General features: G+C 52.9%; 23 protein-coding genes and 3 pseudogenes. 23 read left to right on the top strand and 3 right to left on the bottom strand.

Translation table 11 applies throughout. From position 1 onward, the window contains the following. The 11 genes and pseudogenes from CPT76_RS31910 to CPT76_RS31860 form a co-directional block, all read left to right on the top strand. Window positions 1-341 (top strand): annotated as a pseudogene (locus tag CPT76_RS31910) (glycoside hydrolase family 76 protein); the annotation flags it as partial. Window positions 342-545: 204 nt separating this feature from the next. Further along, window positions 546-1,565: a LacI family DNA-binding transcriptional regulator gene (locus tag CPT76_RS31905; protein ID WP_105445744.1), complete on the top strand. Its 1,020-nt coding sequence runs from the start codon at window positions 546-548 to the stop codon at window positions 1,563-1,565. A gap of 128 nt (window positions 1,566-1,693) precedes the next feature. Beyond that, window positions 1,694-2,646: pseudogene (locus CPT76_RS31900) on the top strand (ABC transporter permease). Window positions 2,647-2,669: 23 nt separating this feature from the next. Continuing rightward, window positions 2,670-3,554, top strand: coding sequence for a carbohydrate ABC transporter permease (locus CPT76_RS31895; RefSeq protein ID WP_089549172.1), 885 nt, complete (start codon window positions 2,670-2,672; stop codon window positions 3,552-3,554). A 72-nt stretch (window positions 3,555-3,626) separates the two neighbouring features. Then, window positions 3,627-5,126: a type 2 periplasmic-binding domain-containing protein gene (locus CPT76_RS31890; protein WP_258169013.1), complete on the top strand. Its 1,500-nt coding sequence runs from the start codon at window positions 3,627-3,629 to the stop codon at window positions 5,124-5,126. A gap of 192 nt (window positions 5,127-5,318) precedes the next feature. After that, the gene (locus tag CPT76_RS31885; RefSeq protein WP_105445743.1) at window positions 5,319-6,662 is read left to right on the top strand and encodes a glycoside hydrolase family 30 protein; all 1,344 of its coding nucleotides are present in this window, start codon (window positions 5,319-5,321) and stop codon (window positions 6,660-6,662) included. A gap of 309 nt (window positions 6,663-6,971) precedes the next feature. Continuing rightward, window positions 6,972-7,949, top strand: a complete 978-nt coding sequence (locus CPT76_RS31880) for an ABC transporter ATP-binding protein (RefSeq protein ID WP_234489559.1) — start codon at window positions 6,972-6,974, stop codon at window positions 7,947-7,949. Beyond that, on the top strand, window positions 7,942-8,697 hold the full coding sequence (locus CPT76_RS31875; protein ID WP_105445742.1) for an ABC transporter permease: 756 nt from the start codon (window positions 7,942-7,944) through the stop codon (window positions 8,695-8,697). The genes CPT76_RS31880 and CPT76_RS31875 overlap by 8 nt, the downstream gene beginning before the upstream one ends. 43 nt (window positions 8,698-8,740) lie before the next feature. Continuing rightward, window positions 8,741-9,157 carry a GntR family transcriptional regulator gene (locus CPT76_RS31870; protein WP_076172765.1) on the top strand — a complete coding sequence of 139 codons (417 nt, stop codon included), beginning with the start codon at window positions 8,741-8,743 and terminating at the stop codon, window positions 9,155-9,157. Continuing rightward, a complete protein-coding gene (locus CPT76_RS31865) occupies window positions 9,135-9,833 on the top strand; it encodes an ABC transporter ATP-binding protein (RefSeq protein ID WP_105445741.1) in 699 nt (232 codons plus the stop codon). The genes CPT76_RS31870 and CPT76_RS31865 overlap by 23 nt, the downstream gene beginning before the upstream one ends. Next, window positions 9,830-10,573 carry a hypothetical protein gene (locus CPT76_RS31860; RefSeq protein ID WP_105445740.1) on the top strand — a complete coding sequence of 248 codons (744 nt, stop codon included), beginning with the start codon at window positions 9,830-9,832 and terminating at the stop codon, window positions 10,571-10,573. Before CPT76_RS31865 ends, CPT76_RS31860 begins: the two co-directional genes overlap by 4 nt. Window positions 10,574-10,983: 410 nt before the next feature. On the opposite strand, the gene CPT76_RS31855 is transcribed toward CPT76_RS31860, so the two are convergent. Continuing rightward, window positions 10,984-11,511, bottom strand: coding sequence for a YbhB/YbcL family Raf kinase inhibitor-like protein (locus CPT76_RS31855; protein ID WP_105445739.1), 528 nt, complete (start codon window positions 11,509-11,511; stop codon window positions 10,984-10,986). A 171-nt stretch (window positions 11,512-11,682) separates the two neighbouring features. Here CPT76_RS31855 and CPT76_RS31850 point away from each other — a divergent pair, with 171 nt between their 5' ends. From CPT76_RS31850 to CPT76_RS31805, 9 genes and pseudogenes are all read left to right on the top strand, one after another. Beyond that, window positions 11,683-12,348 (top strand): GntR family transcriptional regulator, encoded by a 666-nt coding sequence (locus CPT76_RS31850; RefSeq protein ID WP_105445738.1) that lies wholly within the window; start codon window positions 11,683-11,685, stop codon window positions 12,346-12,348. A 478-nt stretch (window positions 12,349-12,826) separates the two neighbouring features. Beyond that, window positions 12,827-13,486, top strand: coding sequence for a MurR/RpiR family transcriptional regulator (locus tag CPT76_RS31840; RefSeq protein WP_258169012.1), 660 nt, complete (start codon window positions 12,827-12,829; stop codon window positions 13,484-13,486). 475 nt (window positions 13,487-13,961) lie between these two features. Then, window positions 13,962-14,177: a hypothetical protein gene (locus CPT76_RS31835; RefSeq protein WP_105445736.1), complete on the top strand. Its 216-nt coding sequence runs from the start codon at window positions 13,962-13,964 to the stop codon at window positions 14,175-14,177. 29 nt (window positions 14,178-14,206) lie between these two features. Further along, on the top strand, window positions 14,207-14,902 hold the full coding sequence (locus CPT76_RS31830; RefSeq protein ID WP_105445735.1) for a hypothetical protein: 696 nt from the start codon (window positions 14,207-14,209) through the stop codon (window positions 14,900-14,902). Beyond that, window positions 14,899-16,092 (top strand): glutathionylspermidine synthase family protein, encoded by a 1,194-nt coding sequence (locus tag CPT76_RS31825; protein ID WP_105445734.1) that lies wholly within the window; start codon window positions 14,899-14,901, stop codon window positions 16,090-16,092. Before CPT76_RS31830 ends, CPT76_RS31825 begins: the two co-directional genes overlap by 4 nt. Further along, a complete protein-coding gene (locus CPT76_RS31820) occupies window positions 16,093-16,728 on the top strand; it encodes a hypothetical protein (protein ID WP_105445733.1) in 636 nt (211 codons plus the stop codon). After that, the gene (locus CPT76_RS31815; protein WP_105445732.1) at window positions 16,728-17,117 is read left to right on the top strand and encodes a DUF350 domain-containing protein; all 390 of its coding nucleotides are present in this window, start codon (window positions 16,728-16,730) and stop codon (window positions 17,115-17,117) included. The genes CPT76_RS31820 and CPT76_RS31815 overlap by 1 nt, the downstream gene beginning before the upstream one ends. Window positions 17,118-17,198: 81 nt before the next feature. After that, window positions 17,199-18,176: a potassium channel family protein gene (locus CPT76_RS31810; RefSeq protein ID WP_374954752.1), complete on the top strand. Its 978-nt coding sequence runs from the start codon at window positions 17,199-17,201 to the stop codon at window positions 18,174-18,176. Window positions 18,177-18,263: 87 nt separating this feature from the next. After that, window positions 18,264-18,509 (top strand): annotated as a pseudogene (locus CPT76_RS31805) (GNAT family N-acetyltransferase); the annotation flags it as partial. Here the strand turns inward: CPT76_RS31805 and CPT76_RS31800 are convergent. Continuing rightward, the gene (locus CPT76_RS31800; protein ID WP_146116493.1) at window positions 18,506-19,000 is read right to left on the bottom strand and encodes a hypothetical protein; all 495 of its coding nucleotides are present in this window, start codon (window positions 18,998-19,000) and stop codon (window positions 18,506-18,508) included. The pseudogene CPT76_RS31805 and the gene CPT76_RS31800 sit on opposite strands and share 4 nt — an antisense overlap. 146 nt (window positions 19,001-19,146) lie before the next feature. Between CPT76_RS31800 and CPT76_RS31795 the strand changes: the two genes are divergently transcribed. After that, on the top strand, window positions 19,147-19,659 hold the full coding sequence (locus CPT76_RS31795; protein WP_258169011.1) for an NUDIX domain-containing protein: 513 nt from the start codon (window positions 19,147-19,149) through the stop codon (window positions 19,657-19,659). An 80-nt stretch (window positions 19,660-19,739) separates the two neighbouring features. On the opposite strand, the gene CPT76_RS31790 is transcribed toward CPT76_RS31795, so the two are convergent. Beyond that, on the bottom strand, window positions 19,740-20,156 hold the full coding sequence (locus tag CPT76_RS31790) for a GNAT family N-acetyltransferase (RefSeq protein ID WP_105445729.1): 417 nt from the start codon (window positions 20,154-20,156) through the stop codon (window positions 19,740-19,742). 65 nt (window positions 20,157-20,221) lie between these two features. Here CPT76_RS31790 and CPT76_RS31785 point away from each other — a divergent pair, with 65 nt between their 5' ends. Continuing rightward, window positions 20,222-20,641 (top strand): VOC family protein, encoded by a 420-nt coding sequence (locus tag CPT76_RS31785; protein ID WP_105445728.1) that lies wholly within the window; start codon window positions 20,222-20,224, stop codon window positions 20,639-20,641. 98 nt (window positions 20,642-20,739) lie between these two features. After that, window positions 20,740-21,509, top strand: a 770-nt coding sequence (locus tag CPT76_RS40910; RefSeq protein WP_258169010.1) for an amidase family protein, incomplete at its 3' end; no start/stop codon positions are given.

Below are 21,509 nucleotides of genomic sequence, written 5' to 3'. Positions count from 1 at the left end.
ATGCTCTGCGCACGGCCGAGGCCGCCAAGGCAGAGCTTGCCGCGGATGACGGCGTGTTCCCGGACGAAGGAAGCGGGGACGGCGGCCTGTTCAAAGGCATCCTGGTCCGCTACCTGGCTGAGCTGAGCCTGGCCTCGGAGGAGGCGGCCCGGCTTGCCGTCCCGATGCTCGCCGCAAATGCGGGCGTGCTGTGGGACGCCGGGCGAAGCGCCGCATGCCTGTTCGGAACGGACTGGAGCCAGGCGCCGGCAGAACCGGTATCCCTGAGCACCCAGCTGAGCGGTGTGAAGCTGCTGGAGCGCATGGCGGTGCTGGAGAAACTGGGGTTTGCCGATTATTAGAATAAACAATAAGCATGTTTAACGATATCTTAAACAGTAGAACTTCATCGTTGGTATGGAAGGCAGGCTCAGTGGACCGTTCACGTAAAGTGGGCGGTCTTTTGGTTTGTTTTCCGGCTTACTAAAAAAAGGATTGTGTTGAAAGCGCTTGTATGGTATTTTATGTACATAAAAACGTTTTTATAGCAAAGGAAGAATGGTTATATGGGTAAGGTAACGATCAAGGATGTGGCTAAAGCGGCCGGAGTCTCCATTTCTACGGTTTCGAATGCATTGAATGACGTAGATGTATTGACACCGGAGACCAAATCACATGTTCTGAAGGTGGCAGAACAATTAAATTATGTACCGAACCTGAACGGGAAGCTGCTGAAGTCGGGGAAGACCAAGATGCTTGGCTTCTTTACAACAAGCGTGGCAGGGCCTTACTTCTACACGCTGGTCGAGTCGATGTCACATGAATGCGACCGTCTGGGTTACGGATTGAATGTGTTTATTACGAAGGATAAGCAGGTTATCATGAGCAATATTATGGGCGGCCGGGTGGATGGTGTCATCATATTCGAAGAGCTGAGGATCGACGATAAAGACATCGCCGCTATGGAGAAAGACAAGATCAATGCCGTGTTTCTGGATCGCGAGATTCAGAAAGAGACGATGGGCAGCATCATTTTCGACTCCTATGAGGCCGGTTATGAAGCGACTAAATATTTGATCAGCCTGGGGCATAAGAAGATTGCTTATATTTCCGGCGTGGATACGATGTTTGACAGCGTTCAGCGGAAAGAAGGATATCTGGCTGCACTGCGCGAGTGTCAGTTTCCCATCGATGGAGACTATATCCTGCAAGGTTATTTTGAGGAAGAAGGCTCCTATAACGCTGTGAAATCCTTTCTTCACTTACACCCCGACAAAGTGCCGGATGCTTTTCTTGCCGGTAACGACGTGAGTGCCATCGGTTGTATTCGGGCCCTGAAATCTCTGGGATACGAGGTTCCCCAAGATATAAGCGTCGTGGGCTTTGATGATATTGATATTGCACAGTATTTTACACCGCCTCTATCGACCGTACGCAATCAGATTGCCAGACAAGGCATTCTGGCAGTGGATCACCTGGTTCGCATGATTCAGAAGAAAGAGCAAGGCAAGACTCAGAAATTGCCTGGGGAGCTTGTCGTTCGCGGCACCAGTCATGTGAAGATCAGTCGGAATAAACCGGTTTAAGTGAAAGGGCTGATGATTATTCCGATTCTTTTTTTAAAAATGATACAAAATAGGAGGATATTTTTTGCCAAAAAATAAAAACGTTTTTATTTAAGTCTGTCATTTTGTGATCAAAGGAGGCTTACCAGGTGGGCAAAACAGTTTTAGTTCAGCCAACCGGCACAGGCCCGGTTCAATCAACCGGAAAGAAGCCGCGAGGGCAGAGAATCAAGGAGTTTTTCATTGATTTCAAGCGGCAATGGGAGCTTCAATCGATGATTCTTCCCGGTATTATCTTTATGTTTATTTTTTGCTACATACCGATTTATGGTTTATCCATTGCTTTCAAAAATTACACCGTCATTGATACGCTGGATTCCGCTCCGTGGGTTGGCCTGGACAATTTCAAAATTATTATATCGGACAAGTACTTTTGGGATTCCGTAATCAACACGCTGGGCATCAGCTTTTTGAAATTGGCGGTGGGCTTTGTCATTCCGATCATTCTGGCCATTATGATTTACGAGGTTAGCATGGGCCGGTTCAAAAAGTTCGTACAGACCATTTCGTATCTGCCTCACTTCTTGTCATGGATCGTGCTGGGCGGAATGCTCATTACCTGGTTCTCCACCTCCGGTTTACTTAACGAAGTGCTGCTTGGCTTAGGGCTGATCTCGCAGCCGCCGCGACCTTATCGGATATCTGGAAGGAAGCTGGATGGGGGACGATTCTGTACTTGGCGGTCATGTCCAAGATTGATCCTACCTACTATGAAGCCGCAAAAATCGATGGTGCGAGTCGCCTCAGACAAATCTGGAACATCACACTGCCTAACATGAAGATGATTATCAGCTTAAATCTGATCTTGACTGTAAGCGGTTTATTGGGGTCGAATTTGGATCAAACCTTGGTGCTCATGAATTCACAGAACCGGGAAAAGGCAGAAGTCATTAACTCGTACGTGTACCGGATGGGGATGACGCAAGGGGATTTCTCTTATGCCACCGCGGTTGGTTTAGGAGTATCCATCATATCGGTCATTCTGCTCGTTACGGCTAATAAGGTGACCAGCAAACTAAATGATAATCAATCCGTTCTATAGGCCATGCAGGGGGAGGCATTACGGTGAATTTGAAAGCAGCAAAAGGGGATCTCGATAGCAAAATCTTTGATACGATCAACATCATCCTATTGGTTGTATTTACGATTATTATTGTCGTTCCGTTATGGAACGTCGTCGTTTCATCCTTCAGTTCGGGCAGGGCCCTTGCCGAGGGCGGGTTTATCTTCTGGCCTAAGGAATTATCTCTTGAAAATTATCAGGCTGTATTCAGAGATACAGGCATATGGCAGGCCTTTTTCATCTCGGTTGCCAAAACCGTGATCGGGGTTATCACCCATGTATTCTTCTGTGCCATGGTAGGTTATGGCCTGAGCAAAAAATACGTCCGCGGCCGCAAGTTCTACGTTGCGATGGGTGTCATCACCATGTTTTTCTCGGGCGGTATGATTCCGACCTACTTATTGATTAAAAGCTTGGGCCTGCTAAACACCTTCTGGGTTTATATTATTCCAGCTCTCTTAAGCTTCTATGATGTCATCATCCTGATGAATTTCTTCCGCAATGTGCCCGATTCGCTGGAAGAGTCGGCGAAGATCGACGGCGGTGGCGACTGGAGAGTTTTTCTGAGCATATTCATTCCTCTTTCTATGCCGGCCATGGCCACAATCGCCCTGTTTAACGGGGTAGGGCAATGGAACGATTTTATGACCACGAAACTGTATATCACCGACCAATCGCTATATCCCTTACAGATGATGCTGTATGAAATTATTGTGCAGTCTCAGACGCAATCGATGCAAAATATCGGTTCGGTAGCGATTCAAACCACCACGAAAGGGGTCCAACTAGCAACAATCGTCGTAACAACACTGCCGATTGTTGTGATGTATCCGATATTGCAAAGATATTTTATCTCGGGGATGATGCTTGGGGCAGTCAAGGAATAAGTGAAAATGAAGCTGGCTGTAAAGACACAGGCTCTATCAAGAAAGCGCTTTAATTAAAAGGGAGGGTACAGGATGTTTACGAACAAAGCTTTTGGAAAGAAAGGACTCACACTGTTTACTGTATTGATGAGTGTTGTATTGGTTGTAAGTGGCTGCAGCGGATCGGGCGGCAAGTCCGGCTCAAAGAAGGAGAATTGGGTTTCGATCGAAGACCGTTATACACCGGATGCCGAGACTCCGGCCTGGAAGCAGGATAAAAAAGAAGAGGTAACCAACCTGACTTGGTATGTAAATGCGGATTGGTGGAATACGGATTTCGGCAAGGACGTCGTCACCAAGAAAATCAAGGAAGATCTGAATATCAATATCAAGTTCATCACGGGTGACGATACCAAATTGAACACGTTTTTTGCCGGCGGGGAAATGCCGGATTTGATCACAACGTTTGACTCCAACTCCCCGGTGGTACAAAAAGCGGCCACATGGGCGCTGCCGTTAAATGATCTGGCAGAGAAATATGATCCCTACTTCAACAAAGTCGCTGCTCAAGACACACTCAAATGGTTCCAGCTCAAGGACGGCAAAACATACGGATATCCGAACTATTCCAATACACAAAAGGACTATGACAGCGGCAATATACCTGCGAAAACGGCATTTATCATCCGTAAGGATGTTTACGAAGCCCTGGGTAAGCCGGTCATGGGCACACCAGAACAATTTCAGGCTGTCCTCCAGGATATCAAGAATAAATTCCCTGACCTGATTCCATTCGGGTTCAACTCCATTGGTGAAGGAACAGGATCGCTTGGCGATACGCTTCAGGACTTCATCGGCGTGCCGCTGGAAGACAAGAATGGCGGATTCTATAACCGTAACCTCGATGAAGACTATTTAACTTGGGTAAAGACGCTTAATTCCGTATACAGAGCCGGGGCGATCAGCGATGACAGCTTTGCCGATGACGGAACAGCTTTTGAAGAAAAGGTCAAGGCCGGCAAATATGCAACCATTTTGCTGGATGGAACACCGCAGCAGGGCGGCAACCTGCAAAGCTTCTACAGTAATAATAAAGGCAAAGAGTATATCGCGATTGACGGACCCCAAAGCACGGCCTTGCATTCACCGACACTGAACCAATCCGGGATCACAGGCTGGATGATCAGCTTTATTACGAAAAATAATGTGGATCCCGCTAAATCGATTCAGCTCTTCACCTACTTGTTAAGCGAAGAAGGACAAATGCTGATGAACTATGGTATTGAAGGCGAGACCTATAAAGTGAACGCGGATGGAAAGGTCGAGTTCCTGCCTGCTGTGAAGGAGCTTCAGTTGAACAACCCGGATTCTTTTAAAAAGGATTACCGCATGGGCGAATTCATGTTCTTTGGCCATGACCGCCACAAAGCGCTCAGTGGTGACGCATTCCCGGATGCCATCAAGCAAATGCAGGAATGGGGTAAAGGAAAGCTGGTACCACACTTTATTCTGGAAATATCAACCCTGACCAAGGCACACCGGAAGCGCGTTCTTTGGCTGCAATCAATACGAAATGGAACTCAACACTCATAAGTATGATTCGCTCGAAGGATGATGCTGCGTTTGATAGCCTCTTGAATGAATATAAAAAGTTCCTGGACAGTAACAATTGGGACAAAATCGTGGAGGTTCGCAATGAGAAGATGAAAGCGAACAAAGAAAAGCTTGGGCTGAAATAAGCGTTCACGGATAGGAAACGATATATAGAAATCTGGAGGGAACAACATGTTGAACATGACAATCTACCAGTCGAATGGGGAAAAGGAATTATTCATTAAGAAAACCAAGGAGGAGCTTTCGCCTGTATCTCCCACTGCGCTGCTGAATACGGTTGTTATCGATGAGGAGCAGACGTATCAGGAGATGGATGGCTTTGGCGCGTCCTTCACGGATTCCGCGGCTTATCTGATTCATCAAGTACTGGGGGCCGAGCAGCGTTCGGAGCTTATGACCCAATTGTTTGATCCGAACGAAGGGATTGGTTTGTCGGTACTGCGCCAGCCCATGGGCGCATCTGATTATGCACGTGACTTCTACAGTTATAATGATCTGCCGGAAGGCCAGTCCGATATGGAGCTGAAGCAGTTTTCCATTGCACACGATGAGGATGATATTATTCCACTCCTGCAGGAAGCGCTGCGATTGAATCCGGATATCAAGCTGATGGGTTCGCCTTGGAGTCCGCCTGGCTGGATGAAGACTAGCGGGTCGATGATCGGCGGGGAGCTGAAGCAAGAGTGCTATTCGGTTTATGCCAATTATTTCGTCCGTTATATTCAGGAGTATGCATCAAAAGGTCTGCCTATCTATGCGGTTACACCACAAAATGAGGCCTTGTATTCACCAGGTCACTATCCCGGCATGATCATGCTGCCCGAGGCACAAAGTGATTTTATTAAGAATCACCTGAAGCCGCAATTCGTGAAGAATCATATCGATACGAAAATTCTCTGCTATGATCACAATTGGGATAAACCCGACTACCCGCTGACGGTGCTTGAGCAGGCCGGCGATGCGGTGGATGGTGTCGCTTGGCACTGGTACGGCGGTAAGCCGTCAGCTCAATCGGACGTATTCGAAGCTTTCCCTGATAAAGAGGTTCATTTCACGGAAGGGTCAGGCGGGGAGTGGATTCCGCCGTTTGAGCAAGCCTTCTCGAATGTCATGCGAACAGGTATCGAGATTCTCCGCAATCATAGCAAGTCTTACGTCTTGTGGAATATGGCACTGGATGAGAAGAACGGCCCTACCGTACCCGGCTTTGGTACAAGCACCTGTCGCGGTATTGTGACCGTGAATCAACAGACGAAGGAACTAACCTATACGCTGGACTACTACGCGCTGGCGCATTTCAGCAAAGGGATCCGTCCGAAAGCGCGGCGTATTGCTTCGACCAGCAATGATCTGATCCGTTCCGTTGCCTTTAAAAATACGGATGGCTCTATTGCAGCCGTTATGTTTAACGACAGCGAAGCATCGGAGAGTGTAGCTGTTCGGCTGCACGGAAAAGAGGCATTACAGCTTAAAATGCCGCCGAAGAGCGCTTTAACGGTAATGTTTGAAGCGTAACTAGTAGATGGGCCGTTTTATAATAAAAACCAGTTTGTTACATGAGAGAACGGCCTGCACCGATTGAAAAGTATAAAAGAGGATCACGCTGCACGGCGATCGCTCCCCGGTATTCAACCGGAGAGTGGTCGCCGTTTTTTTCTGGAAACATTTATAATTTTTCGATGGTCTCAAATTTCCCTACAAACTGCGCGGCTTGGTCGGAGTGACACAAAGAGAATTTACTCCGAAACAAAATGATTGGGCTTTACAATCTTAATGTTCTAGTGTACTATCCAACTATAACACTAATACAAGGGAGTTGTGATCATGAACCATCGAACAAATATGCAGGCGGATGCCGATGCGCCGGTTCTTTCACTCCAAGGGGTATCGAAACGGATCGGAAGCAAGTGGATCGTCAGCCAGCTTTCTTTTGATGTGCATAAAGGCGAAGTGGTAGGCCTGCTGGGGCCCAACGGTGCGGGCAAGACGACAACCATCCGCATGATCGCCGGATTGATCGGGATGACGGAAGGAGATGTGCTGGTCCGCGGGAGCAGCATCCGCCGCGACTGGAAGCAGGCGATCCGCCATATCGGGGCGATTATCGAAAACCCGGAGTTCTACCCGTATATGACCGGATACGATAATTTGAAGCAGTATCAGCGGATGAATCCATGGATCAGCCGGGAGCGGATCGACGAGGTTGTCCGGCTCGTGGGGCTGGAGCAGGCCATGAAGAAGAAAGTGAAAGCCTACTCGCTCGGCATGCGCCAGCGGCTCGGTATCGCCCAGGCGCTGCTGCATGAGCCATCGGTCCTGATTCTGGATGAGCCGACGAACGGCCTGGATCCGGCGGGCATCCGGGAGATGCGCGACTATCTCAAAAATATCGCCCGCGAAGAAGGCATCTCCATCCTGGTGTCGAGTCACCTCCTGCTTGAAATGGAGCAGCTGTGCAGCCGGGTCGTCGTCATTCAAGACGGCAAGCTGGTGACGGTCCGCTCCATTGGCGGAGGCAGCGGGGAAGCGGAGCAGCCGGGGCAGCAGGAAGCGATGCGCGTCATGTTCCGCGTCGGCCGCCTCGAAGAGGCGAAGAGACTGCTCGAAGGGCTGGATCTGGCCGAGGTACTGGCGGTGAATCCGGAACAAAGCGAGCTGATACTTTCCTTGCAGTACAAGGACATTCCGGGGGTAGTGGAGCGGCTGGGCACCGGCCGGATCCCGATTTACCTCATTACCGAGCTCAAGCAGTCTCTAGAAGACGAATTCCTGAAATGGACGGGAGGAAACCAAATTGCGTAGTTTTTCTTTGCTGGTGGTCAACGAATGGCTCAAGATGGCCAAGAAGCGCAGCTTCTTCATTCCTTATGCCATCGCTGCGGTGGCCGCGATCGCCCTGGGCTGGATTCTGAAGCGTTGGGGTGGCGAGATGATGACAGGGGCGAGCGCCCTGGATTATACGGTGTTGATGTCGGGAATGAGCGGATTTGGCCAAATGACGGCCATGCTGGCGATCATCTTCACGGCCGGCATCGTATCCGGGGAGCACGGCCAAGGAACGATCAAGTTCCTGCTGATCCGCGGGCAGAGCCGGTCCGCAGTTCTGGCATCCAAGTACACGGCGGCCGTCCTGTTTACACTGTCGCTGGCCGTATGGCTGACGGTGCTGAGCTTCGCAGCGGGCGCGTTCTTCTTCGGCACGGATGCAGGGGAAGCCGGCTGGCGGGATGTGCTGGTGGCCGGAGGCAGCACGCTGGTGTACAGCATCATTTTCATGACGCTGGCCTTTATGATGGGGGTGCTGACCCGGTCGACGGGTGCCGCGATGGGCGTAGGCATGGCCTCGGTGATGTTCAGCGGAATCGTTATTCCGAAAAGCTTCTATAAATACGTGCTGTTCCCGAACGCAGACCTGTCGGTGTACAGTCAGGGCGGACACGCACCGATTCAGGGGATGAGCCTGGGCTTTTCCATCGCCGTTCTGGCGGCATATCTCGTCTTGTTTCTTGTCGCCAGCTTTGTTACGTTTAAGAAACGTGATATAGCCTGATGCGCGGGAACGTAAGCTGACGGCGAAAGGAGTCTGTCCTGAAGTGAGTATTGAATTCGACAACAATTTGCCGATCTATCTGCAAATCATGAACCATATTAAGAGACAAATTGTCTCAGGCATTCTGCAGCCGGGCGATAAAATCCCTTCCGTAAGGGAACTGGCGGCCGACCTGCAGATCAACCCGAACACGATCCAGCGAACGTTTCAGGAGCTGGAACGCGAGGAAGTCGTAGAGACCCGGCGCGGGCTGGGAAGATATGTGACAAGCGAGGAATCGAAGATTATGGCGATTAAAAAGGAAATGGCGGGCGAATTGCTTCACCAGTTTATCCATGGCATGCAGGAGCTGGGGTTCAAAAATCAAGACATCGTCTCCATCGTAAGCGAGGCGGTCGCGGAGGACCGAAAGCAAGGCGTAAAGGAGGGGGCTAAGGGTGGAAACACTGCTCAAAGTTGACGGCGTATCCAAGAAATACGGAGGCAAGCTGGCTCTGAACAGCGTGTCACTGCGCATCGGACCGGGGCGGATCGTCGGCCTGCTCGGGTCGAACGGCAGCGGGAAGAGCACGCTGATGCGGATCGCCGCCGGGCTGACGCCGCCTTCCGCGGGGAGTATTTCCGTGCTGGGCAAGCCGGTGGGCAAGGAGACGCGCAGCCTGATCTCTTATATGCCGGACCTTCCGCTGACGGAGAGCTGGATGCGGGTGAAGGATGCGGTTGCTTTTTACCGGGATTTCTATGCGGATTTCGACTTGGAAAAGGCACGCGAGATGCTCGACTTTATGAATTTGAAGGAGAACGACCGGGTCAGCTCCCTTTCCAAGGGCATGGGCGAACGGCTGCAGCTGACGCTGGCCCTCTCCCGCCAAGTGAACCTGTATCTGCTCGACGAGCCGATCGGCGGCGTGGATCCGGTGGCCCGGGGTAAAATTCTGGACGCGATCGTCCGATTCTACAGTGAAGACAGCAGCCTGATTGTCAGCACGCATCTGGTGCGTGATATGGAGCGGATTTTTGATGAAGTCATGTTTATCCAAGACGGCGTCATCGTCCTGCACGAGGAAGTCGAGAGCATCCGCATCAACCGTGGAAAAGGCATTGACGATCTGTTTAAAGAGGTGTTTGGCGAATGATCAAGCTGTTAAAATACGATTTAAAGCGCAACGCGACGCTGCTCCTTGGCGGGATGGCGATTCTCCTCCTGTGCGAGTTCGTCCTCCTCTGGTCCAAGGCCACGGATGAAGTCAAAATTGTCCTCTCGGTTCTGTTCTTCGGCGCAGTCGCGGTGATTTACTTCATTTCCAGCCTCCGTGTGTTTGACTACAACATCACTACGGTCAGCCGCCGGCTCGTTCCGGTAGGTGCCTTGTCTTATGTGGGAGCTTCCCTGCTGTACGGGCTGCTGAACTCGCTGGTGCTGACCGTAATTGGAGCGGCATTCACTGCCTATATGGTAGTCAACTTTGGGGGCGGATTCAGCTGGGTCGGCCAGATACCGGTCTGGGCCATCGTGCTGATCGTTGTCGAATATCTGTTTCTGCTCGTATACGGCTTTTTGACCTTTTATGTGACGATCGCCTTGGCGCGCAGCCTGGTGACCAAAGGCGTGTTTTGGATCGGACTGCTGATTTTTATCGTCCTGACCATCGTCCTGTCTTATGTTGAAGACTTTCTGTTCGGCCAGGATTCGTCCGCGTTGTTCGGAAGCGTGGATCTGGAGTGGAGCTCTCAGTCCGGCGTGCTGGCCCGGGAGCTGCCGGGTCTCCTGTCTGCCTGGCAAACCTGGGGCTCCATCGTGTTTGAAGGGCTGTTGTGCGTAGCATTTTTGTACGTGATCAAATGGTGTATAGAGAAAAAGATTGAAGCGAGATAAGGAAAAGGGTTGGCCTGGAGCGGCGTTAGGTTGAAGACCGAACGCAGGTGTAAACCGCGCCGCCGTTTTGCTATAGAAAAAAGGTTAGGGAACTGAAAAGGTACCCGAACACTGACACTTCAAAAAGTGTTTAGTGTACGGGTACCTTTTTTGCTTACTGGGTTATTTGAATTTGAGGGTGTTTTTAATTTTGCTCCCACAGCCGCATATGATCGTGTGCTTCAAATCTTTAATTGGCTGATGGCACAGGGGGCATATGCTTTGATGAATTGGATCGTTCAATCTCACAGCCACCTCCGTACTTAACTCGGCTTCGCTTGGTGCATTTGTGGTGCGGTTCCTGCCTCGATACTCTATACCGGAACAACGCAAACAAACTCTTTTTTCATTCCATCGACAAACGGTTTGGGTTACTTGCTTTCCCCTGTAGCCACGAGCACGGCTCTCCCCAGCGTATGACCCAGCATGGTGAATCCTAAGACAGCGGGCGTGGCGCTGCGATCAACGCCGATATCCTCGACATCCAGCGCATGAACGACAAAATAATACCGATGTGGACCATGTCCCGCTGGAGGCGCCGCACCGATAAAGCGTTCGAGCCGGGCATCGTTCGGCAGCTGAAGGGCGCCTTGCGGCAAACCGCTGCTATGCTCGTCGCCTGCGCCAGTCGGCAGCTCGGTGACATTGGCAGGGATGTTGATGACGGCCCAGTGCCAGAAGCCCGATCCGGTCGGGGCATCCGGGTCATATGCGGTTACGGCGTAACTCTTCGTCCCTTCGGGCGCACCGGACCATTTCAAATGGGGCGAAAGATCTTTACCGCCCTCCACTCCAGACGCGTAGTGCTGAGGAGGCAGGGGAAGGCCCTCCGCAATATCATTACTTGTTAACCGAAAGGCTTCAACTTCCGGCAATTTGGCAAATGGGTTGTTGTTCATTGTAAACTCCTCCTTTTTTGTATGAGTCGATTATATACACAAGAATCGATTCTGTAAATATAAATCGTTTTGTTTGAGAATTATCGATTTATTTCTTGTTTTTTGTAGGTTTCGGTGTAAATTATTTAAACGTGTACAATCCCGATATGCATAAAGGATGGTGTCGACTTCATGGCCAAAAGAAACGGTTCGTCCACTTTAAGTGAAAATGTCACAAAAAAACTGAGGTATGATATTTTGGACGGACAATATGAACCGGGCGCTCCATTAACCGTTTCGGAATTAGCCAAAGGTTTCGAAGTCTCGGTTGCCGTCGTTCGGGAAGCGCTAACCCGTTTAGCGACCCAAGGCCTCGTCATACAGAACCCGAATCACGGATTTTCCGTGAAGACGGCGTCGGAAGAAGAACTGAAAAGCATCATAGAAGCGCGATCGATCAATGAATCCGCAGCCTTACGCCTGTCCATCGCTCACGGCGATCTCACATGGGAATCCAATGTCATCGCTGTTCACCATAAACTATCGCAAACACCCGAGTACGAGGATGGTCATCCAAAGCTCGTCGTTCGCGAAGAATGGTCCGACATTCACCGTCAATTTCATTACGAACTTATCGCTGCATGTCCCAATCCGGTGCTTCTGGATATTTGCAGACGCTTGTGGGATTTAAGCGAATTTTATCGGCATTATTCACCCCCGCAGCAGTCCGTTCGTGATGGCCGCGCCGAACATAAGGCATTAGCGGATGCCGTAGTAAGCCGTGACGGGGATCGTGCCGTCGAGATTTTTAAGTCACACATCCAACTCACCGCGGATATCCTGTTTGACCATCGATAAGCGGATACCCTGCAAACCGCCACGTATCCTTTCTGAAATCAAAAAAAGGAGCAGTCTGCGCTATGGCAAACGGCTCCTTTAATGATGTCTCATGATTCAAAATTCCCAACGGCTTATAGGGTCCTGCTTAACCGGCCGGAATTACCGGTTCTCCAATTCTTTCTCCATATAAACTAAACTCAGCTGTCCGTTAATGACGGCGGTCCGAACCATGCGGTATCCGATGCTTTCGAGGGGCTCAATCGCGTAGTCGCCGTACAGCTCGGCTTCACCGGTATAGGCCAGCTTCTGCAGCTGCAGGATTTCCTACGCGTCCGCCTCATGGGCACGTAAAATGTCTACACTCATCTCAGCTCATCTCACCTTTCTCTTGGCTCAGCTCGTTCCAAACCATACTGGTAAAATCAGGTGTATTCTACCATCAGACTCATCGGGCGACAACCAGGCCGGATCTCGGAGATGGAGGAACCTCGGATGCGTGCGGATATCTTTAAAATCACTTTATCTCGGGAGCCAGGAGGAGCCCGGAGGGTATCAGGAGATCCGCCCGCATGACTCGGTGGATGCCATTATTCATAATGTGACGAATAACAATATTCAGTCGATCCGCAACACGGTTAAGGTGCTGGACAAGCACATGGTTGAACGGGCGATCGAGGCGCTCGGCCGGGCGGAGCGGATTTTTTTCTTCGGGATCGGCGCCTCGAATCTCATTGCTCAGGATGCGCAGCACAAGTTTCTGCGGATCAACAAGCCAAGCTTTTCGTTTGCCGACCCACATCTGCAGCTGACCTCTTCGGTGCTGCTCACGGAGCGGGATGCCGCCGTCGGCATTTCGTATTCCGGCAAAACGGACTATGTCATCTCCGGAATGAAAGCCGCCAAGGAGGCGGGGGCGGTGACGATCTGCATTACGAAATACGGAAACTCGCCGCTGAGCGAGATTGCCGACATCCAGCTGTACACATCATCGACCGAAAACGATATCCGCAGCGGGGCGACCGCCTCCCGGATCACCCAGCTGAACATCATCGACATGCTGTACCTGGGTGTCGCCAGCCGCAGCTATGACCAGTCGGTGGACTACCTGGAGAAGAGCCGCGCGATGATCAACAAGACGAAGCAAAAGGGAGGCTGAGCTCAGGGGAGTTTGGGCCCCGGTTGAAGCGAGCCATTCCGCGCTTGACCGTGTCCGCACCCGCGGGGACAGGCCCAATACGTATAAAAGTAACGCTGCGGCAAAGGGGCTGCTCCGTTTAATCCGGGGCAGCCTTTTATCACGGGCAAAAAGACTCGCTAACGACTTTCTATTCCATCACGAGTGCTGTGTTCGATGCCCTGAATCATTTGACCGTACTGCGATTTCTCCAATCGCGTCGGCAGGTAAGATTCGGAAAACAGGAAAAACCCCAAACTTTTGGTTTCCCTCCAGCAGCAGACAATTTATACTTAAATTTGACAAAATGCCATCAAGGCTTGAATGGAGAGCGTTTTGGGAGGATATGTACATCCTTTCATAGTCGGAAGTGAAAATCATTTGGAACCGGCTGGAAGATCCGACGTAAAAAAATGCTGTAAAGTACAAAGCAAATGAAATAAGGGGTGTAACGAAAATGGGAAATGAGATGGATGTCATTTTGGTCGAGAAGATGTCAAACGGCAGCCTGCGGACGATGGAAGAGCGCAGATGGGGCATGAATATGGTGGCTGCGCTGGAGCATGTCAACTATATTGTCGTCGACGGCAAGGAATACGAAACGATTGAGGGAAGGCTGAATGTCGATACCGGCAAGCTTGAGCTTTTGCTGGTGCAGATACGAAACGAGTAACAGGGAACTCGGTAAAAGGAGATGCGATCATGGCAAACGAAGAAAAGGCGAAGCGGAGCGACGAATCCGGATCAAGACGTTTTCCGGTTGAAGGGAAGGCAGCCCGGGTATTGTCCACGTCCCTGGGCGTAGCGCTGCTGGCCAATGCCTTTCTGATCCCGGGAGCGACAGCGGCCGGAGCGTCGGCCAATACATCAGGTGACCAGACCGCGGCGGATGAACCGATCCTGGTCTCCTGGTCGACAGAGGAAGTAAAACAGTATTTTGATAAAAACGCGGACTGGAACATTCCGCTTAAGGAGCAGCCGGAGGAAGACAAAGAGGGGCAATCGGCGTCGACAGGTTCTGGATCGTCGGGCGGCGGAACGACCGTCATTAACAATTACGGCTCGGCTCATTCCGGATTCGGCTGGGATGACCTGCTGCTGTACCACATGCTGTTCAACAGCGGATCCAGCTATTCTACCACCAACTATTACAACGGCCGGCCGACGTACTACACCGGCACCAGCCAAACGTATAAGCCGCGGTCCTATACCAGCGGCACGTTCCAGAACAAGCCGGTCGTCGGCTCGACGGTGCGTCCGAAGACATCGACTTCGACCGGGTCGATCACCCGGAGAGGAACGTCGTCTTCGTCTGGCAGCATCGGCGGCAAGTCAAGCGGATTCAGCTCCTCTTCGAGCTCCCACTCCAGCTCCAGAAGCGGCGGTTTTGGCGGATGAGCAGCGTATTTGAGGTGCTTGCCCCGGGAACCGGCGAACGCGCGAAGCGGGTGGAGCAGCTGCGGCAGCTAGGCTTTGCCTGGGCCGATCTGGAAGACGAGGAGTACTGGTTGGACCAGATCGTCGTCATGAACGGGGAGACGTACCGCGAACTCGAGGAGGCCTCCTCGAGACTGTGGGGCGTGCTCGACAAGACGGTCCGCTATGTGCACAAGCGCCGCGACCTGTATGAGCTGATCGGCATTCCGCAGATTTTGTGGGATATGCTGGACGACTGTCCGATTCCAGGGCAAGGTCTGATCAGCCGCTACGCCCGGTTCGATTACGCGGTCGGCCATGACGGAAGCATCAAGCTGTATGAGCTGAACGCCGATACGCCGACTGGCTATGTGGAAGCGTCGATCGCGACCCCCTGGCTGTGCGGCGAAGCGGGAATTCCGACGCCGAACGGGCGGATGAAGGAGCTCGTGAAGGCTGCCTGGGCCGTGGAGCGCCCGGATACCGCCGCCTGCGTCGCCTACGGCAGCCACCTCGAGGACTCGGGAACGATCGAGGCGCTGGTGAAGCACAGCGGCCTTCCCGTGACCTGTGTCGACTGCCTCGATCTGTGGATCGACGAGGGGATCGTCAAGGACGCGACGGGCCGGGAAATCAAGCGGATGTTCGCGCTGTACCCGAAGGAGTGGATGGCCGTCGACGACGGCGGGGACGCGCTTGCCTATGCGATCGAGACCGGCAGGCTTGCGCTTTTTAACGGACCACACAGCATCCTGCTGCAGTCCAAAGGACTGCTGGCGGCGGCATGGGGCCTGTATGAGCTGGGCCTCCTGTTTGACGAGCGGGAGCAGGAGACGGTAGAGAAATATATTTTGCCAACCTACAATAAGCCCGTGTTCTCAGGAAGTTATGTGTCCAAATCGATGTTCGGCCGCGAGGGCGGGTCGGTGCGGATGTTTAACGAACAAGGAGAGATGGATATCCAGGACGAGGCCGGATTCGACACGAGCGTCCTGTTCCCGTCCGTCTATCAGCTGCGGGCGGAGCTCCCGCGGATTGAGACCGCCGCAGGGCCGCGGCACCTGCTGACCGGTATGTTCGTGATCAACGGACAGCCGTGCGGGCTGCTCGGAAGAGCGGGCGGATTGATTACGGGGAATACGAGCCATTTTATCGCGATGGGAGTGAAATAAATGAAGACCTACCACAAGTTCTTCCGGACAGGTCTGGGACTGTTCCTGCTGGCGGCGCTCCTGCTGAGCGCATGCTCCTCGAATGAACCCTCCGTATTCGATACAAGTGTGTCGACGTCGGAGGATACGAACGTATCCCGGGTTCCTTGGGATTACCGGATTGTCGAAGGAACGGTCGGCGATCTCATCGGTAGCGACATGACGGTCCTTCCGGACAACGAGCTGATGCCTAACGACGGCAACTATGCTACGGGGGACAAAATTTGGTCTTTGCAGTACATGGACGCCGAGATGACGACCGGTGCCAACCAGAAGACCGACGTCCGCCTGTCCTCCTGGGACACGATCAAGACGTTCAAGACGCAGGAGGAGGCCAAGAAAGACTTGGCCAATCTAAAAGTTAACGTGACGACCGAAGTCGACCTGGTCGGCGTATACCAAACAAAATACAAGGATCAGACGCGGGACTTTGCGGTCGTGGAGCTGCCTTCCGGCAACCGGATCAAGCAGCCGATCGACGATGCGCGCTACAAGGAACTGGAGAAGAAGAAGAAAGTTTCCGTCAAACTCGAGGAAGTTCATGATTTCGCCGATTACGATTCGGCATACGCAAAATTCAGGGGGTGGGCCAGTTAATGGTCGTCGTTAATATTGTTGTCAGTGTCATCGTCATCATCATCCTGCAGCTGCTCGGGATGGTGATCTTCAGCTGGATGACGCCGTTCAAGGACATGGAAGAGCTGAAGAAAGGCAATACGGCCGTCGGCATCGCGCTTGGGGGCAAATTTTTGGGGACGGCCATCATTCTCGGCGTGGCGGCTTATACGAACACGTCCATTTGGTTTTTGGCCATGTGGTTTGCCGTCGGGTACGTGTGCCTGATCGCCGTGTACTGGATTTTCGAGCTGGTGACCCCTGGCTTTAAAATTTCCGAGCAGCTGCAAAAGGGAAATACGGCTGTTGCCGTCCTCTTGTCCATGGTGTTCGTCGGCATGGCTTTTGCCATCAGCAGCCTGATTGTATAAAGCTGTAGATCAAGCTGCCATGCTGAAGAGAGGGTGAGACCGCTGCATTTTTTCCTCCGGCTATCCGCCCGGATGATGCGGATGCGCAAAACGACGATTGGCCTGATTATTGTTATTTTTGTAACGGTGAGCGCAACGATCGCCTATCTGCTTGAGCCGTCTACCTTTCACAGCTGGTTTAATGCCCTGTACTGGGTCATGACGACGATGGCCACGGTCGGGTACGGCGACTTCTTTGCTGCTACGGTAGCCGGTAAAATATTTACGCTGTTTTTATACATCTTCGGTATAGGGCTGCTCAGCTTGGTCATCGGTAAAATCATCGATTCCATCGCGGGCATTCAGCGGCAGAGGGAGGCGGGAACGTTGAATTTTCACGGAGGCAATCATGTTATCTTAATCAATTGGAGCCGAAAGGCGAGGTCCGCCATCGACGAGATCCTCACGTACGACCCGAAGGCGCAGATCGTCATCGTCGATGAGACGGACCGCCATCCGGCGCTGCAGATGCACCAGGTGCATTTTGTCAGCGGGGATCCTTCGTCCGCGGAGACGCTGATCAAGGCCGGGATTGAGCGGGCGCGGGCGGCTATTATTTTCGCCGACACCCGGATCGAGGAAACATCGCTGACCGATGGCAAGTCGCTGCTGATCGCCTCCAGTATCGAACGGATCGCGCCCGAGGTGCACACGACGGTGGAAATTATGCACGAGAAGCACATTCAGAACTTCCGGTTTGTCCAGGTCAACGAATTCGTGCTGTCCCACGATGCGATCTCCAGCCTGGCGGTGCGGGCTGCGCTGCAGGAGGGGAATTCGGCGGTGATCAGCCAGCTGATCAGCCGCGAGCACGGGGACGATATCTACGAAGTTCCGTGCAATCCGGCCTGGAAAACCTATGGCGAAGCGTTTCAGGCTCTGCTAGGACAGGGCGCCACCCTGTTGGCCGACCGGAACGACATGTCGATCAACCGGCGGTTAAGCGAGCCGATCCCGGCCGATGCGAGGCTGTATGTGGTTGCCGATGAGGCGACGTACCGGCGGATTGCCGGGAAATAAAGCCAATGCACTTGTCGATAGAGATCATTTCCCGAAAAAACCGATGGCCTGCAAGAGCGGGCTGTCGGTTTTTTTAGATATAAGGGTTTTCTGGACCGGACCGAAAATGGGAAGGGCTATATGACCGAAGCCGTGCGGCTAATGGTTGACTATGCTTTTACGGAACTTAGGCTTCACCGGATCGAAGCTGGCGTTATGCCACGCAACCTTGGATCCATCCGCGTGCTCGAAAAGGCGGGCTTTCACCGTGAAGGCGTCGCCCGCAGCAATGTGCTGATCAACGGCAAGTGGGAGGATCATCAGGTGCTGGCCATCATCAATCCGGAAGACTAGCGGGAAGAGTCCGGCTCGCTTGGATCGGCGGTTTCGGCCGGCTTCAGCGAATCGGGGGGATCCTTCAGCGTAGACTCGATCAGCACATCGATCCCATCCATGGATTGGACGGCAATAGCCTGATCAGGAGCCGTTCCCTGGATGGAAAATATGCCGGTTCCCACCTCGTATACGTTGGAATAGGTTCCGTGGTATTCGTGGCCTTCGACATCGGCGTAGGTTTCTACGGTTCCGAGGCGGGTGCCGAGTTCGACGGAGTGCAGCTCGGTCAGCCGATACAGACGGCTATCCCAGCGGATAAACGAAAAAGCCCAGGAATGCGAGATGCCGGTTTGCACCGTCTTGTGTGCACCAGTGCTTCCTGATTCTCGGCTGCCGCATCCCGGCAGTGTCGTGAGCAGCAGAACAATGGCCAGGAGTGCGGAGGGCAGGATCAGGGCGCGGCGGCGGAGAAATAATATTAATAGTGGTTTACGAGGAATAGTAGTCACCTCCCAAGTATTCATTCCCATATTAAGGTACTTTGGGCAGTGCGGAAAGAGAATCAAATGCCCGCTGCCCTCATCATTTTGTATTGAGGAAATGAGCGGAGGCTGACGGCAAGCATCGTGCACTGCAATGAAGGAGGATTATATCTGTGAGTCAAACGATACGCGTAGAATGGGGCGGCCAGCCGGTCAAGCTGACCTGGATCCCAACGAAGGACATGCCGGATCCGGCCAAAGTGACCAGCGTTCACGGCATCTGTATGCTGCGGGGTAACGTGCTGGCCGTTCATGTGGACGGGCGCGGTTTTGATATCCCCGGCGGGCATGTCGAGCCGGGCGAGACGCCGGAGGAGGCGTTTCACCGCGAGGTGCTGGAGGAAGGCAGCGTCCGCGGCCGTGCCGTGTACATCGGAATGATGGAAGTGAGCCACGAGGAGAACGAGCATTTTGACCCGAACGGCAAATATCCGCTGGTCGGCTACCAGCTGTTTTACCGGATGGACATTGAGGAATGCCTGCCGTTTAACCGGGAAAACGAGTGCCTGGCCCGAATTTGGGTGGAGCCTGAAGAGTTTCGTTATGTCATTGATCATGCCTTATTGGGACTGGTGCTGGAGGAGGCGCTGAAGCAGCCTGCCGGCGAATCGGGAGGGGAACAATGAAGGCGTGTAAACGCGCCTGTATCAGGAAGAAGTCGTCCATGGGGAACACCCTCCTCGAGTTCGGAAGACCCGGAGACCGCCTATTGCTCGGCCCCTGATTGATGCTCGTAGTTCCTCATCAGCATGCCCGTCGCTTTTTTCATACCCAAACGGGCGTAAAACTCCTGAACATCCGGATCGCACAGCAGATCCACCATATACAGCCCCTTCAGCCTCTCCAGCATCCGTGCCGTCAGCTCCTTGCCGATCCCCCGGCCTTGATAATCCGGAATCACTTCAAGCAAAGGAATGTAGGCCGTTAATACTTTGTCTGATAAACAATTAATAAAGCCAATCATTCGCTTGGTATCAGCATCGATAGCCAGTATGATAAAGGTGGAGTTCGCAAGCAGCCGGATCAGCACAGCGGGCGAGGGCGGGTTGGGCCAGCCGTCGAAAAAGCCGGGGGCAACCGATGACTCCGTGATTCCCTGCAGATGGTCCTGGTAAATAATCATTGAGTGTACCTTCTTTCCTGAAAATGAAATGAGTTGGTATGACTTTACTATATAGGAGGTCAATCATGGACAACAACCCTGTCTGGTCGGAGCAGATGCCGGCCGTTCAGTTCCGGGTGGCGCGCCCGACGCACCAAATCGAGAAAATCAAACAGTTCTACCCTGAAGGGCTCGGACTGCCGGTCATCGGCTCATTTCAGCAGCATCAAGGCTATGACGGCGTGATGTTCGGCTTGCCGGATTCCGCCTATCATCTTGAATTTACGCAGCATGAACACGGGGTTCCCGTGCCGCCGCCTTCAGAGGACAATCTACTGGTGTTTTACATACCGGATGCCGACAAGCGAAATGCCATCGCGCAGCGTCTTCAGGAGATGGGTTACCCGGCTGTCAAAGCCGAGAACCCGTACTGGGACGTTAACGGCATCACCATCTGTGACCCGGACGGCTGGCGCATCGTGCTGCAAAATACTAGCGGCCTATAGAATACAAAAGGAAAAAGCGGTTATACAGATCAAGTGTTACGAAAAATGGTAAGCAGATACATGCTGACGAAGGCAGCTTACCCAGGGGGGCGATTATAATGAGCAGCAGTCCAATAAACCCGGCTGAGTGGATCGTGGAGGCCGATATCGCCGGCATGCAGGAAGCGATGAATACCGGCACCATCACCTCGGAAGAGCTGGTCCAGCTGTATTTGGAACGAATCCGGCAGTTTGACGGAAAACTGAAATCGATCATCGAAGTGAATCCCGAGGCGCTGGATATCGCGCGGGCGCTCGACGAAGAGCGGTACGAAATTGGCACCCGCGGGCCGCTGCACGGCATCCCGATTCTGTTGAAGGACAACATTGCTACGCGGGATGCGATGCATACCAGCGCAGGGGCGCTGGCGCTGGCGGATTCGGTAGCCGTGAAGGACTCCTTCGTGGCGGAAAAATTGCGGGCTGCCGGGGCGGTATTGCTCGGAAAAGCCAATATGACCGAGTGGGCCAACTTTATGTCCAGCACGATGTGGTCGGGATACAGCAGCCGTGCCGGGTTATGCCTGAACCCTTACGGGCCCGGCGAACTGTTTGTCGGCGGCTCGAGCTCCGGCTCGGCCAGCGCGGTGGCGGCGAATCTGGCCGCGGCCGCCATCGGCACGGAGACCTCCGGGTCGATCATCAGCCCGGCCAGCCAGAACAATATCGTCGGGATCAAACCGACGATCGGCCTGGTAAGCCGAGCCGGCATTATCCCGATATCGCATACGCAGGATACGGCAGGCCCCATGGCCCGAACGGTGGCTGACGCGGCGGTGCTGCTGGGCGCTCTGACAGGCGTAGACCCGGAAGACGAGGTGACGCAAGG

Origin of the sequence: Paenibacillus sp. AR247, from assembly GCF_002968895.1 — a bacterium.
Classification (GTDB): Bacteria; Bacillota; Bacilli; order Paenibacillales; family Paenibacillaceae; genus Paenibacillus_AQ; species Paenibacillus_AQ favisporus.
The sequence above is the reverse complement of the archived record's forward strand: the minus strand, read 5'-3'. Positions and strand labels throughout refer to the sequence as shown.

What these genes read in the sequence shown, in the direction of transcription:
- CPT76_RS31890 (WP_258169013.1), top strand. Translation starts at nt 3,627, where the DNA reads ATGTTTACGAACAAAGCTTTTGGAAAGAAAGGACTCACACTGTTTACT.
- CPT76_RS31815 (WP_105445732.1), top strand. Translation starts at nt 16,728, where the DNA reads ATGGTCGTCGTTAATATTGTTGTCAGTGTCATCGTCATCATCATCCTG.
- CPT76_RS31790 (WP_105445729.1), bottom strand. Translation starts at nt 20,156, where the DNA reads ATGATTATTTACCAGGACCATCTGCAGGGAATCACGGAGTCATCGGTT.
- CPT76_RS31850 (WP_105445738.1), top strand. Translation starts at nt 11,683, where the DNA reads ATGGCCAAAAGAAACGGTTCGTCCACTTTAAGTGAAAATGTCACAAAA.
- CPT76_RS31860 (WP_105445740.1), top strand. Translation starts at nt 9,830, where the DNA reads ATGATCAAGCTGTTAAAATACGATTTAAAGCGCAACGCGACGCTGCTC.
- CPT76_RS31830 (WP_105445735.1), top strand. Translation starts at nt 14,207, where the DNA reads ATGGCAAACGAAGAAAAGGCGAAGCGGAGCGACGAATCCGGATCAAGA.
- CPT76_RS31785 (WP_105445728.1), top strand. Translation starts at nt 20,222, where the DNA reads ATGGACAACAACCCTGTCTGGTCGGAGCAGATGCCGGCCGTTCAGTTC.
- CPT76_RS31880 (WP_234489559.1), top strand. Translation starts at nt 6,972, where the DNA reads ATGAACCATCGAACAAATATGCAGGCGGATGCCGATGCGCCGGTTCTT.
- CPT76_RS31885 (WP_105445743.1), top strand. Translation starts at nt 5,319, where the DNA reads ATGTTGAACATGACAATCTACCAGTCGAATGGGGAAAAGGAATTATTC.
- CPT76_RS31855 (WP_105445739.1), bottom strand. Translation starts at nt 11,511, where the DNA reads ATGAACAACAACCCATTTGCCAAATTGCCGGAAGTTGAAGCCTTTCGG.
- CPT76_RS31825 (WP_105445734.1), top strand. Translation starts at nt 14,899, where the DNA reads ATGAGCAGCGTATTTGAGGTGCTTGCCCCGGGAACCGGCGAACGCGCG.
- CPT76_RS31820 (WP_105445733.1), top strand. Translation starts at nt 16,093, where the DNA reads ATGAAGACCTACCACAAGTTCTTCCGGACAGGTCTGGGACTGTTCCTG.
- CPT76_RS31810 (WP_374954752.1), top strand. Translation starts at nt 17,199, where the DNA reads ATGCGCAAAACGACGATTGGCCTGATTATTGTTATTTTTGTAACGGTG.
- CPT76_RS31835 (WP_105445736.1), top strand. Translation starts at nt 13,962, where the DNA reads ATGGGAAATGAGATGGATGTCATTTTGGTCGAGAAGATGTCAAACGGC.
- CPT76_RS31905 (WP_105445744.1), top strand. Translation starts at nt 546, where the DNA reads ATGGGTAAGGTAACGATCAAGGATGTGGCTAAAGCGGCCGGAGTCTCC.